The organism is Pseudomonas sp. RA_35y_Pfl2_P32 (genome assembly GCF_963970735.1).
GTDB lineage: Bacteria > Pseudomonadota > Gammaproteobacteria > Pseudomonadales > Pseudomonadaceae > Aquipseudomonas.
The window spans coordinates 19,275-31,617 of the sequence record NZ_CAXAQF010000028.1; the positions used below are offsets into that span (position 1 = coordinate 19,275).

At 63.4% G+C, this 12,343-nt stretch carries 13 protein-coding genes; 9 read left to right on the forward strand and 4 right to left on the reverse strand.

The features are described from left to right. Window positions 1–39: 39 nt before the first annotated feature. Together AACY45_RS23940 and AACY45_RS23945 are read left to right on the forward strand one after the other, a co-directional pair. Window positions 40–588 (forward strand): cupin domain-containing protein, encoded by a 549-nt coding sequence (locus tag AACY45_RS23940; RefSeq protein ID WP_339547739.1) that lies wholly within the window; start codon window positions 40–42, stop codon window positions 586–588. A gap of 17 nt (window positions 589–605) precedes the next feature. Then, complete coding sequence (locus AACY45_RS23945) at window positions 606–1,319, forward strand: tRNA (adenine(22)-N(1))-methyltransferase (RefSeq protein WP_339547741.1); 714 nt, start codon at window positions 606–608, stop codon at window positions 1,317–1,319. A gap of 31 nt (window positions 1,320–1,350) precedes the next feature. Here the strand turns inward: AACY45_RS23945 and AACY45_RS23950 are convergent, their stop codons facing one another. After that, window positions 1,351–1,668: a DUF2388 domain-containing protein gene (locus tag AACY45_RS23950; protein WP_339547743.1), complete on the reverse strand. Its 318-nt coding sequence runs from the start codon at window positions 1,666–1,668 to the stop codon at window positions 1,351–1,353. Between the two features lie 189 nt (window positions 1,669–1,857). On the opposite strand from AACY45_RS23950, the gene AACY45_RS23955 reads away from it, so the two are divergent. The 3 genes from AACY45_RS23955 (at window position 1,858) to AACY45_RS23965 (ending at window position 6,137) form a co-directional block, all read left to right on the forward strand. Then, the gene (locus tag AACY45_RS23955) at window positions 1,858–2,382 is read left to right on the forward strand and encodes a DUF3087 family protein (protein WP_339547745.1); all 525 of its coding nucleotides are present in this window, start codon (window positions 1,858–1,860) and stop codon (window positions 2,380–2,382) included. A gap of 47 nt (window positions 2,383–2,429) precedes the next feature. Continuing rightward, window positions 2,430–3,122 carry a GNAT family N-acetyltransferase gene (locus AACY45_RS23960; protein WP_339547746.1) on the forward strand — a complete coding sequence of 231 codons (693 nt, stop codon included), beginning with the start codon at window positions 2,430–2,432 and terminating at the stop codon, window positions 3,120–3,122. Between the two features lie 450 nt (window positions 3,123–3,572). Beyond that, window positions 3,573–6,137, forward strand: coding sequence for an EAL domain-containing protein (locus AACY45_RS23965; protein WP_339547747.1), 2,565 nt, complete (start codon window positions 3,573–3,575; stop codon window positions 6,135–6,137). A gap of 18 nt (window positions 6,138–6,155) precedes the next feature. On the opposite strand, the gene AACY45_RS23970 is transcribed toward AACY45_RS23965, so the two are convergent. Both AACY45_RS23970 and AACY45_RS23975 read right to left on the reverse strand, forming a co-directional pair. Further along, window positions 6,156–7,097: a class I SAM-dependent methyltransferase gene (locus AACY45_RS23970; protein WP_339547748.1), complete on the reverse strand. Its 942-nt coding sequence runs from the start codon at window positions 7,095–7,097 to the stop codon at window positions 6,156–6,158. A gap of 96 nt (window positions 7,098–7,193) precedes the next feature. Next, window positions 7,194–7,871: a type 1 glutamine amidotransferase domain-containing protein gene (locus AACY45_RS23975; protein WP_339547749.1), complete on the reverse strand. Its 678-nt coding sequence runs from the start codon at window positions 7,869–7,871 to the stop codon at window positions 7,194–7,196. 163 nt (window positions 7,872–8,034) lie between these two features. On the opposite strand from AACY45_RS23975, the gene AACY45_RS23980 reads away from it, so the two are divergent. From AACY45_RS23980 to thpR, 3 genes are read left to right on the forward strand one after another with little or no spacing between them, the layout of a single operon-like run. Continuing rightward, window positions 8,035–8,580 carry a cytochrome b gene (locus AACY45_RS23980; RefSeq protein WP_339547750.1) on the forward strand — a complete coding sequence of 182 codons (546 nt, stop codon included), beginning with the start codon at window positions 8,035–8,037 and terminating at the stop codon, window positions 8,578–8,580. A gap of 19 nt (window positions 8,581–8,599) precedes the next feature. Continuing rightward, on the forward strand, window positions 8,600–9,163 hold the full coding sequence (locus AACY45_RS23985; protein WP_445261218.1) for a YceI family protein: 564 nt from the start codon (window positions 8,600–8,602) through the stop codon (window positions 9,161–9,163). A gap of 15 nt (window positions 9,164–9,178) precedes the next feature. Further along, the gene (gene thpR / locus AACY45_RS23990; protein ID WP_339547751.1) at window positions 9,179–9,715 is read left to right on the forward strand and encodes an RNA 2',3'-cyclic phosphodiesterase; all 537 of its coding nucleotides are present in this window, start codon (window positions 9,179–9,181) and stop codon (window positions 9,713–9,715) included. A 32-nt stretch (window positions 9,716–9,747) separates the two neighbouring features. Here the strand turns inward: thpR and ppnN are convergent, their stop codons facing one another. Beyond that, complete coding sequence (gene ppnN / locus AACY45_RS23995) at window positions 9,748–11,121, reverse strand: nucleotide 5'-monophosphate nucleosidase PpnN (RefSeq protein ID WP_339547752.1); 1,374 nt, start codon at window positions 11,119–11,121, stop codon at window positions 9,748–9,750. A gap of 377 nt (window positions 11,122–11,498) precedes the next feature. On the opposite strand from ppnN, the gene AACY45_RS24000 reads away from it, so the two are divergent. Continuing rightward, window positions 11,499–12,314 (forward strand): carbon-nitrogen hydrolase family protein, encoded by an 816-nt coding sequence (locus tag AACY45_RS24000; RefSeq protein ID WP_339547753.1) that lies wholly within the window; start codon window positions 11,499–11,501, stop codon window positions 12,312–12,314. Window positions 12,315–12,343: the final 29 nt, after the last annotated feature.

Sequence of the window (12,343 nt, forward strand, 5' to 3'; positions counted from 1 at the left end):
GCCCACACTACCCTTAAGTTTTTCTCACATAAGGCTGTCATGGACACGGGCTCTCGACTCAAATTAGTACGCGAAAGCTACAAGCTGTCCCAGCGCGAGCTGGCCCGGCGTAGCGGCGTCACCAATGCCACCATCTCCCTGATCGAACAGAATCGGGTCAGTCCTTCCGTCAGCTCGCTGAAAAAACTGCTGGAGGGCATCCCCATGTCCCTGGCGGACTTCTTTACCTTCGACCAGCCACCCCGCGAACACCAATACATCTTCCGCGCCAACGAACAGCCCGACCTCGGTCGCCATGGCCTGCGCCTGCTGCTGATTGGCGCCTCGGTGCCCAGCCGCCAGATGCGCCTGCTGCGCGAGCAGTACGCACCGGGTGCCAGCTCGGGCGAAGAACCGATCGTGCACGCCGAAGGCGAGGAGTGCGGGTTGGTGACGCGGGGCACCGTGGAGCTCACCGTGGATGGTCAGGTCAGCGTGTTGAATGCCGGGGATGGCTACTACTTTCCGACCACACTGGCGCACCGGTTTCGCAACATCGGCGCGGACGAGGCGGAAATCATCAGTGCGAACACGCCCGCCAACTTCTGATCGCAAGGCGCCGAACAGTGAACGAACACACCTTGTCCATGCGCCTGGAGCGCGTGGCGGCCCATGTGCCAGCCGGTGCGCGCCTGGCCGATATCGGCTCGGACCACGGCTACTTGCCGGTGGCGTTGATGCGCCGTGGCGCCATCGCGGCGGCGGTGGCCGGCGAACTGGCGGCGACGCCGTTCCACTCGGCCCAGCGCACCGTGCGCGACAACGGTCTGGAGGCGTGCATCAGCGTGCGCCTGGCCAATGGCCTGGCGGCGATCGAGCCCACTGACGAGATTGACGCGCTGACTATCTGTGGCATGGGCGGCGAGACCATTCGCGACATTCTCGACAGTGGCAAGACGCGCCTCAGTGGCCAGGAGCGACTGATCCTGCAACCCAACGGCGGCGAGCAACCCCTGCGGCAGTGGCTGATGGACAATGGTTATTCCATCGTCAGTGAGGACGTGCTGCGCGAGAACCGCTTCGATTACGAAATCATCGTCGCCGAGCGCGCCGGTCCGGTGAGCTACAGCGCCGAGCAACTGTACTTCGGCCCCCTGCAACTGCAGGCACGCACTCCGGCCTTCCTGCTCAAGTGGCAGCGCCTGCTGCGTCACAAACAGCAGACCCTGGCCCACTTCACCCAGGCCGGCTCGGCGGTGCCCGCGGAAAAAGTCCAGGACATCACCCGCCAGGTACGCTGGATCAACCACCTGCTGGCCTGCCCCGTCATTCCCCTGTAGCAGCCCGTAGCAGCTGTCGAGAGGGTCGAGATTATTGACCGGGAGAAGGCGGGGTCTGCGTCAGCAGCGCCTGGGCCAGTTCTTCATCCGTGGCATCGAGGCCGGGGTGGTCCTGGCGCATCTGTTTGAGCACGGACTCCAGGTAGGCGCCGCGGATGGTGCCGCCGCTGGCGACAAAGCTGGAGAGATCATCGCGGGCCGGGACGATAATTTTGTCGTCCTTGAAGGTCGAGTACAGCGACGCAGAGACCCCCGCTGAGGTGGCGACATCCTTGGCGTCGACATCGGCCATGGCCGATCCGAAGGGCAGGCAGAGCGCAAGCGTTGGAACGAGCAGTAGGCGGCGCATGGTGAGTCCTCCAAAGCGTGAAGCCAAAGGGTGTGTCACATACCCATATGATGCGCGGTGCGACCCAGGAGTTCCGCAGATCAAGCAAGGCCAGGGCGGCGAGGTGGATTAATCGTGTCTGTTCCCGGCGCTACGGGCGATAATGCCGGGCAATCTTCTGTTCAACCTTGCCAAAGAGCGCTGCCCCTGATGTTTGAGATCAAGCCGTGGAACCCCGAAACCTTTCGCCAGCAGACGCGCCGCAGCACCCTGATCATCGCCGTGCTGTTCATTGTGCTGGCGATGGCCCTGTCGACGCTGGCGGTGATGGTGCTGGGCGAACCGGGTGGCGATAACTTTCGCTACAACCTCGGTGGGGTGATTGCGGCGGTGGTGGTCAGCGCGGCACTGATGAAACTCACGTTCTGGTCGCAACCCTGGATGGCTGCCGCCGTCTACGGCTGGCAGCTCAAGCGCAGCCTGATGCGCATCACCAACGTCATGCACCAGGTCACCGATGCGGTTGCAGCCGGCAACCCGAGCGCGATGAAGCTGCTGCGCTTTTACCACCTGGGGCTGGCGCAGATGCACGAGCTGGACGCCAACTCCAGCAGCCACGCCCAACTGGTGCGTGAAATGGACCAGCACAAGGCTGCCATGGAGGCGCTGAGGCTGGAGACCGAACAGACCCGCCTGCACCCCGAGTGGCTGGCGGCGCTGAAAACCCAGGCCTGATCAATACCCGCCTTTTTCCAGGAATTTTCCCTCGGAGCCACAGATTGATGTTTACCCTTAGCCACTTCGATACCCCGTGCTCCGAGCATGTGACTGACCAGATCCTGCAGTTGGTGGTCGACAACCTGACCGACATCAGCAGTGTCGCCTTGGCGCCGAGCAACCCGCTGTTTGCCATCTATCAGTACGCCGTGGGCTACGAGGTCCACCTCTACCTGCAGGCCCTCAGTGGCACCCAGGGCATTGCCGTCGAATTGATCGTGGCGCTGGACGCCGAGGACCCCGCCAAGGTCGTCGGCTTTTTGCTGTACCTGCCCGTCAAGGATGATCCCCATGCGTGCGGCGTGGCCTTCATGGCCGTGCACGCCAGCCACCGTCGTCATGGCATCGCCCGCGCCATGCTCCAGGACATGCTTGGCCGCTACCCCCACGCAGAACTGACCTGTGCCGTGGCCAAGGTGCCGTATTTCGAGGCAATGGGTTTCCAGGTGCTGGGCGTGCGCGGACCGCAGGTGCTGATGAACACCCACGACCGAGTGACAGACGGCCTGATCGCAGTACTGGATGTCGCCCCCATCTACCGCTCCACCGAAGTGCGGCAGATCCACACCTACCTGCTGCAGAAGAACGGCAAGCGGGCGATGCTCGACGCGGAAAAACAGCGCGACCGCCATCTCGATCAAATGACGGCCAGGGCGCGGGTGTTTGTGCAGGAGCGATTGGGTCACGACATCGGCTAGCGAACCGCCTGACCCCGTTTCGATTGGGTGAAAAAAGAGCCTCAAAGCGCTTTGATGGGGAAAAAGTAGAGCCCCGAGGCTCAAGTTGCACGTAGAGCCAGTGGCGAGCTTGATTGGGGTTCAGAGCACTCGCCACTCACACCGCAGCCGCAGTAGACAAGCCGCGCTGTAGTTTCATCGTAGGAAGGTGGCAGGGTGCGCTCAAGTACCACTAGTCGCCTGTGGCAGGCGGCTTCCCATGGGGGCGTCACTTCGCGTCTATCCTGTGATTTCAAGCAGCGAGCGTTGCGCAGTCCTTGCCGCACTAAAGTGAATAACCGCCGTCATTCACGATCAAACAAGAACATGTAGCGTTGCCGAAGATAGGTTCCTTCCGGTTCCGAGGGTTCTTAGGGCGCCCCACGCGCGGCCAGGAGGCTGGGCGGTGGTGGCAGTGGACAAGTGACTGCAATGGACACGAGCGTCAGGCGGGCCAGGCGCAGTGATGCGCAGGACTTCTTTGTGCAGACCCTGGAGCAATGGGTCGATGCGGTGGTGGTCATCGACGACCAGAGCCGGGTGATGTTTTTTAATGCCGCTGCCGAACGGTTCTGGAGTTGTCCCCGACAGGACGTGTTGGGCAGTCACGTCGACACACTGTTTCCCGAGACCCTGCGCACGGCCGATGATGCCGGCTCCAGCCATGACCTGAGCATCCTGGGCAAGGATGGGCAGGTGCGCTGGGGAGCGCTGTCCGTTACCAGGATCACCCTGCAAGGCCGCACCCTCTATGCGGCCTTTCTCAAGGACATTACCCAGAGCCGTCTCAAAGACATCGAACACCGCCTGCTGTCACTGTCGGTCAATGCCACCCGCTCGGCCACCTGCATCGTCGATGCCGCTGCGTGCCTGGTCTACGTCAATGACGGCCTGGTGCAACTGCTCGGCTACAGCCGCGAAGAAGTCCTGGGGCAGTCACCACTGATGTTCTTTGTCGTCGACACCGAGGTCGACGCGCCGGTGTTACCTGAACTGCAACGGATGTTCGGCGGCGATCCCCATGAAGTCAGCGCCTTGATCAGCAAGCGCAGCGGCCAACGGCTGTGGGTGCATGTGTCCTCGACCCCGGTGCTCGATGCCCAGGGGCAGGTCGACAACACGGTGATCGTGCTCACCGACATCACCCGCGTCAAATTGCATGAGGTGTTGCAGGACAAAGTGGTCGGCGCGCTGCTCAAGGAGGCGTCGCTGGAAAGCGTGCTGACCCTGATGTGCCAGGAAATCGAACGCATCGCCCCGGAAGTTATCGTCTCGATCCTAAGCGTCGATCCCAACGGCATCCTGCACCCACTGGCCAGTCCTGGCTTGCCAGTGGAGTACTCGCGGGCGATCGAAGGCTTGTCGATCGGGCCGATTGCCGGTTCCTGCGGCACGGCGGCCTACCGGGGCAAACCGGTGCTGGTCACGGACATCAATCACGACCCGCTGTGGGCGGACTACAAGGCGCTGGCCGAGAAGGCGGGTTTGCGCGCGTGCTGGTCGATTCCAGTGCGCAACAGCGACGGCCGGGTGGCGGCGACGTTCGCCCTGTATTTTCGTGAGTGCCGCGGCCCCGACACCTTGCATGCGCACCTGGTCACCGCCGGCACACACCTGTGCATGCTGGCGCTGGAGCGTGAGGAGGCGCGCCAGGCCATTCGCCGGATGGCCTATTACGATGGCTTGACCGGCTTGCCCAATCGCAACCTGCTCCTGGCCAAGGCACAACGCACCATTGCCGAAGTGGCCAGGGAGCAGGCTGAACTGGCGGTGTTGTTTGTCGACCTGGATCGCTTCAAGCAGGTCAATGATGCCCTCGGCCATGCAGCCGGCGACGAACTGTTGCAAGTCATGGCCCAGCGCCTTGCCAGTGTGCTGCGTGAGTCGGACATCGTCGGGCGCTTGTCCGGGGATGAGTTCGTCCTGGTCCTGCCGCGGCGCAACGCGACCCAGGTCGCGGGATTTCTGGAACGGCTCAAGCGCGTCCTGAGTTTTCCGGCGAGCATTGCCGGGACCTCGGTGGTGCTGTCGGCCAGCATCGGCATCAGCTTGTTTCCCGGTGACGGCCAGGACATGGAAAGCCTGCTGCAGTGCGCCGACATCGCGATGTACCAGGCCAAGCGCGCCGAACGCGGCAGCTTCAGCTTTTTCCTCGAAGAAATGAACCGCATCGCCCAGAGTCGCTTGATTCTGGAAACGGCGCTGCGCATGGCCCTGGCCGGCGATGGCCTGGAACTGGTGTATCAGCCGCAGATCAATCTGCACAGTGGGAACCTGGTGGGGGTGGAGGCGTTGGCGCGCTGGGAACATCCGACCCTGGGCACCATCTCGCCGGAACGCTTCATCCCCCTGGCCGAGGAGTGCGGGCTGATCAATGAACTCAGCCAGTGGGTGCTGCACACCGCGTGCGGGCAACTGGCACAGTGGCGCGAGCAGGGCCTGACGGTGCCGTCGCTGTCGATCAACCTGTCACCGATCAACTTTCACAACCTCAATCTGGCGGCGCAGATTACCCAACAGTTGCAACGCTACGAGTTGCAGGCGGCAGACTTGTGCGTGGAGCTCACCGAGGGGGTGTTGCTGTCCAACACCCCCGGTACCGAGCAAACCCTCAAGGAACTGCATGCCCTGGGAGTGCGCCTGGCTATCGATGACTTTGGCACCGGGTATTCCAGCCTGGGTTACTTGCGTCACCTGCCCATCAGTGAGCTGAAGCTGGACAAGAGTTTTGTCGATGACCTGGAGCGCGATGCCTCCTGCCGTGCCCTCAGCGAGTCGGTGATTGGCATCGGCAGGGGCCTGTCCTTGCTGGTGGTGGCCGAAGGCATCGAACACGCGGCCCAGCGTGACATCCTCAAGGCACAAGGCTACGAAGTCGGGCAGGGCTACTTCTTCTCGGTACCGCTACCGGCCGGGGCGTTCCGGCAATGGTTGCTGGCGTGCCAGGGCTTGGCGCCGCCCGTGAGCCACGAGAGCCCGTTGGCGGCGCTGGAGTAGTTCCCCGCGATCCGCTGCTCAGTCCGCCAGGGTGAACACCAACGCCTTCAAGCCGCTCTGCACATCGATATCCGGAAACTCCGGCGGGTTGTCCAGGCGTTCGACGAAGCGCAGGCTCGGGGCTTCACGGGTGACGCCGTCGATCAGGAAGTCCGCGCCGAAGGCCGGGTCGTTCATGCAGGCCAGCACCGTGCCTTGTGGGGCGAGCAGTTCCGGCAGGCGGCGCAGCACCCGTTGATAGTCCTTGGTCAGCAGGAAGCTGCCTTTCTGGAACGACGGCGGGTCGATGATCACCAGGTCGTAGGGCCCGTTGTTGATGACCTTGCCCCAGGACTTGAACAGGTCGTGGCCGAGGAAGCTCACCTGGCTCAGGTCGTGCCCGTTCAGGCGGTGGTTGTCGCGTCCGCGGCTCAAGGCGGCACGGGACATGTCGAGGTTGACCACGTGCTCGGCGCCGCCCTCGATGGCCGCCACCGAGAAGCCGCAGGTGTAGGCGAACAGGTTCAATACCCGTTTGCCCTGGGCATGGGTCTTGACCCAGTCGCGCCCGTAGCGCATGTCGAGGAACAGGCCGGCATTCTGCTTCTTGCCCAGGTCGATGCGATAGCGCAGGCCGCCTTCGGTCAGCGTCCACTCGTCGATTTCCGGACCCAGCAACCACTCAGTGGTGCTTTGCGGCAGGTAGCGGTGTTGCAACAGCAGCGTGTGCGCATTGCTTGCCTGCCACTGGGGCGTCTGGCTGATCTGCAGCAGCATCTGCTGCAGGGCCTGCAACTGCTGCGGCTCGGGCTCCTTGAACAGCGCGACCAGTACGATGCCCTGCAGCCAGTCCACCGTCAGTTGCTCCAGGCCCGGCCAGCAACGCCCGCGCCCGTGAAACAGGCGACGGGTTTCCTCCGGTGGGGTTGCCAGGGCGGTCAGCAGGTGGTCATGCAGGGTGGCGAGGGCGTCAGGGGTCATCAAGCAGGGGCCGGCAAGTCAAAGGGGCGGCATTTTATACATAAACGGACCTCAGGGACTCGCAGCATTGGCCACAAATCCCGCCGGCAATGAGGCTCACAGGCCCAGGTGGTGCAAGGTGGCCTCGGCCGTCGCTGCCGATGACGCCGGGTTCTGCCCGGTGATCAGGTTGCCGTCGGCCACCACATAGGACTGCCAGTCCTCGCCCTTGGAGTAGTGCGCGCCGTGGGCCTTGAGCGTGTCCTCCACGAGGAACGGCACCACCTTGGTCAGGCCGACGGCCGCTTCCTCGGAATTGGTAAAACCGGTCACCGATTTGCCTTTGACCAGGGGCTGCCCCTGGGCCTGGGTGTGGCGCAGCACTCCCGGGGCATGGCACACCGCGGCCACTGGTTTGCCAGCGCCATACAGGGCTTCGATCAGGGCGATGGAGTGCCGATCTTCGGCCAGGTCCCACAGCGGGCCATGACCGCCTGGGTAGAACACCGCGTCAAAGTCGCTTGCCTTGATCTGTGCCAGCGGTTCGGTGTGGGCCAGTGCCTGGTAGGCCACCGGGTCCTCGCGAAAGCGCCGGGTGGCCTCGGTCTGTGCGTCGGGGGCGTCGCTCTTCGGGTCGAGCGGCGGTTGCCCGCCCTTGGGCGAGGCCAGGGTCACATTGACCCCGGCGTCCTTGAACACGTAGTAGGGCGCGGCGAATTCTTCCAGCCAGAACCCGGTCTTCTCCCCGGTATTGCCGAGTTGGTCGTGGGAAGTCAGTACCATCAGGATGTTCATCGTGACCTCTGATTGCCGTGGATGAGCCCCAGGCCAGCCAGCCTGGACGTTTAACTATGGTCGCCAGCGCCAGGAATGCCAGCACAACAGGACCAAGGGTCGTACGCGCATTTGCACAAGTGCCAGGGTGGATCAACACTGTAGCGATCGGCACGGAGCACCCATGAACGACAGTTACACTCGCACCGCGGTTTACCTGCACTGGCTGGTGGCGCTGGGGCTGGTCGGCACCTTTGCCCTGGGTCTCTACATGCCGGACCTGGCCTTGTCGCCGACCAAGCTCAAGCTGTATTCGTGGCACAAGTGGGCTGGAGTCAGCCTGTTCGTGCTGGTGTTGATTCGCCTCGGCTGGCGCCTGAGTCATGCCGCGCCACCGCTGCCAGCCAGCGTGCCGGTGTTGCTGCGACGGGTTTCGCGGCTCACCCACGGCTTGATGTATGGATTGATGCTGGTCATCCCCTTGAGCGGCTGGTTGATGAGTTCGGCCATGGGTTTCCAGACCGCCTGGTTCGGTGTCTTGTCCCTGCCGGACCTGCTGGCCAAGGACGAGGCCCTGGGCGAGCGTCTGCTGACGCTGCACCAAAGCCTGAATTACAGCCTGCTGGCGCTGGTGCTGCTGCATACCGGCGCGGCGCTCAAGCACCACTTCATCGACCGCGATCAGGTGCTGCGACGCATGCTGGCGTTCCGGCAAAAACCTCATCCCTGACTGCCGGCTGGAGCCTGTCATGAGCCATCGATCAGCCGCCGTTACCCTGGTGCTCGCCATGCTGGCGTGCGGCTCGCCGAGTGCGGCGCAGTATCGGCAGGTCAACCCGAGCGCCAGCCAGATCAGCTTCACCTACAACCAGATGGGCGCCCGGGTCTACGGCACCTTCAGCCGGTTCGAGGCGACCCTCGATTTTGACTCGGCCAACCCCACGGCGGCCCGTGCCGGGCTCATCATCGAACTGTCCAGCATCGACGCCGGCAACCCCGACGCCAACAGCGAACTGCAAAAGCCCGGCTGGTTCGACACGGCGGTCTATCCCCAGGCCCGGTTCGAATCCCACAGCGTCAGGGCCCTGGGCGATAACCTGTATCAGGTCGACGGCCAACTGACGCTCAAGGGCCTGACGCGTGAGGTCGGCGCACGGATCGCCCTGAAGCCGGAAAGCGGCATCGGCATTTTTGACGGCACCTTCATTCTCAAGCGCGGCGACTTCAATATTGGCGATGGCGAGTGGGCGGACTACGGCGTGGTCTCCAACGAAATCAACATCCGTTTTCGGGTGGTGGCGCCCGAGCAGTAAGTGCCGAGGTGGACGATGCACAAGCAACCGGACCTACCCAGCAAACGGCTGTTTTTCGCCTTGCCCTGTGAGCCCGCGCAGAGTCGGGCCATTGTCCAATGGCGCAGTACCCTGGGGCACCTGGAGGGGCGGCCGATTGCCGCGCAGAACTTGCACTTGACCCTGATGTTTCTGGGCGACGTGGCCGTGACCCAGCTCCCCGGCCTTTACGCGGCCGCCGCTCAGGTGCGCGTGCCCGGTGAAGCGTTGCGGGTCAGGCTCGACCAATTGCAGGCCTGGCACCGCGCCGGGATGCTGTTGCTGGTGCCCACAGAGCCTGTGCCAGCCTTGTTGCAACTGGTGTATGCCCTGCACCAGGCAATGCTGGCGCTGGGTTTTGTCGATGCACCTCGGGAGTACCGGGCGCACTTGAGCCTGGTCCGCGACTTCCGCGCCCCGGTGCCCGAAGCCGACAGCGCCCCGGACTTTACCCCCGATGCCCGGCACTTCGTGCTGTTCGAATCCCACAAGGGGCGTTACCGACCGTTGGCGCAGTGGTCGCTTGAGTCTTGAGCATCATCTGCGCCAGCGGTTATGCAGGGTTGCTAGCTGATGACCCGATAGCACGGCACGTACGCGGCGCCGCCGGGCAGCTTCATCCGGTGCTGGGCGACAAAGGCCTGCAGCAGTTTGTCCAGCGGTTGCATGATCGCCGCATCGCCATGGATCTCGTAAGGGCCATGTTCCTCGATCAGGCGAATACCCTTGTCCTTGACGTTGCCGGCTACGATCCCGGAGAACGCCCGGCGCAGGTTGGCCGCCCGTTCATGGGCGGGCAGGTCGAGGCGCAGTTGCAGACTGGCCATGTTCTCGTGGGTCGGGTCGAACGGACGCTGGAAACCTTCGTCGATCTTCAGCAGCCAGTTGAAGTGGAAGGCGTCGTTGCGCTCGCGGCGGAACTGCTTGACTGCCTTGAGCCCCTGGACCATTTGCCGGGCCACCTGGGCCGGGTCGTCGATGATGATTTCGTAGTGGCTTTGCGCTTCTTCGCCCAGGGTGGCGCCGATGAAGGCATGCAGTTGCTGGAAGTACGGCTCGGCACTGCGCGGGCCCGTCAGGATCACCGGGAAGGGCAGGTCGCGGTTGTCCGGGTGCATCAGGATCCCGAGCAGGTACAAGAACTCCTCGGCCGTGCCGGCACCGCCGGGGAAAATGATGATGCCGTGGCCCACGCGGACGAAGGCTTCCAGGCGTTTCTCGATGTCCGGCAGGATCACCAACTCGTTGACGATCGGGTTCGGTGCCTCGGCGGCAATGATCCCCGGCTCCGTCAGGCCCAGGTAGCGGCTGTTGGTAATTCGCTGTTTGGCGTGGGAAATGGTCGCGCCCTTCATCGGGCCTTTCATCACGCCCGGACCGCAACCGGTGCAGACATCCAGGCTGCGCAGGCCCAGTTCGTGGCCGACCTTCTTGGTGTACTGGTATTCCTCGGTGCTGATGGAGTGACCACCCCAGCACACGACGATCTTCGGCTCGACGCCGGGGCGCAGGGTGCGGGCGTTGCGCAGCAGGTGGAAGACGTAGTCGCTGATGCCTTGCGAGGAACTGAGGTCGATGCGCTGGCTGTCCAGCTCGTTCTCGGTGTAGACGATATCGCGCAGGGCGCTGAACAGCATCTCGCGGGTGCTGGCGATCATCTCACCGTCGACGAAGGCATCGGCCGGGGCGTTGAGCAGTTCCAGGCGCACGCCGCGGTCCTGCTGGTGAATGCGGATCTCGAAGTCGCGGTAGGCTTCGAGAATGGTCTTGGCGTTGTCGACATGGGCGCCGGTATTGAGGATGGCCAGGGCGCACTGGCGAAAGAGAGAGTAGATGCTGCCTGTACCCGCGGCGCTCAGTTGTTGTACTTCGCGTTGGGACAGTGTTTCCAGGCTGCCTTTTGGGCTCACCGATGCATTGATTACTTGTCTTGCTGTCATTCTGGATTCCCTGAGAACGATGGTCGCGAGCCCGACGGGCTCAATTACATCAGGATAGTCAGCGCCGAAGCGATCGTGCTGCCGTCATCTTCTAGGCGAGCGCCGGTGAATGCAAATATCGATGGGCTTTGGTGCATGTGATCGCAATTTGTCGGATAGCGCTGGCGCAGATTTCCCGCACCTGACTCACAGTGGTTGCCTCTTCGCGGTTGCCCGAAGGCAAGGTGCTGTTTGCCGCTTGCCAATGCCGCGCTGAAACGGCCTCTACCCCTTCAGGGGTACCCCATCGACGGGATTACGCCGGCGCGGGTTGGCGCCCCATACTCGGCCACCGCCTGAAAACAGGCTCCCTGGTCGGATAGGTCGAAGGACAACCCATGAAGATTGAACTGGTACAACTGGCCGGTCGCGATGGCGACACGGCGTATAACCTGCAACGCACGCTGCACGCCATTGCCACCTGCGCCCCGGACACCGACTTGCTGGTCTTCCCTGAAACCCAATTGATGGGCTTTGCCAGCGCAGCGCAACTGGGGGAGGTGGCCGAGGCAGCCGATGGGCCTAGTGTGCAGGCGGTGCTGCAGGCCTTGCGTGAGTGGGATGTGGCGGCGGTAGTGGGCATCGCCGAGCGTGATGGCGACGATTTCTACAACACCTCGTTGCTGCTGACTCCCCAGGGGATCGCCTTGCGCTACCGCAAGACCCACCTGTGGCCGTCGGAGCGTGGCGTGGTACAACCCGGCGATCGTTTTGCCACGACCCTGTACAAAGGCGTGCGGGTCGGGCTGCTGATCTGCTACGACATCGAGTTCCCCGAGCCGGCCCGTGCGCTGGCACAACTGGGGGTCGACCTGATGCTGATCTGCAACGCCAACATGGACCCCTTCGGCCCGGTGCACCGCACCGCGATCCTCGCCCGAGCCCAGGAAAACCAGGCGTTTGCGGTGTTGGTCAATCGCTGTGGGGCTGGCGATGGCGACCTGGTCTTCGCCGGTGCCAGTTCGGTGGTCGACCCCTCGGGGCGGCTGCTGTTCGAAGCCGGGCGCGAGGAATGCCGGCAGGTGGTGGAACTGGACTTCAGCGAGTTGCAGCGCTCACGCAAGGACTACGACTACCTCAAGGATCGGCGTTTACCGCTGGCCTGCCGGCAAATCGACCACGCCGACGGGCGCCACGAATTGCTGATTGACTGAGTCTTTTGCATCAGCGCCGCCGACGGCGC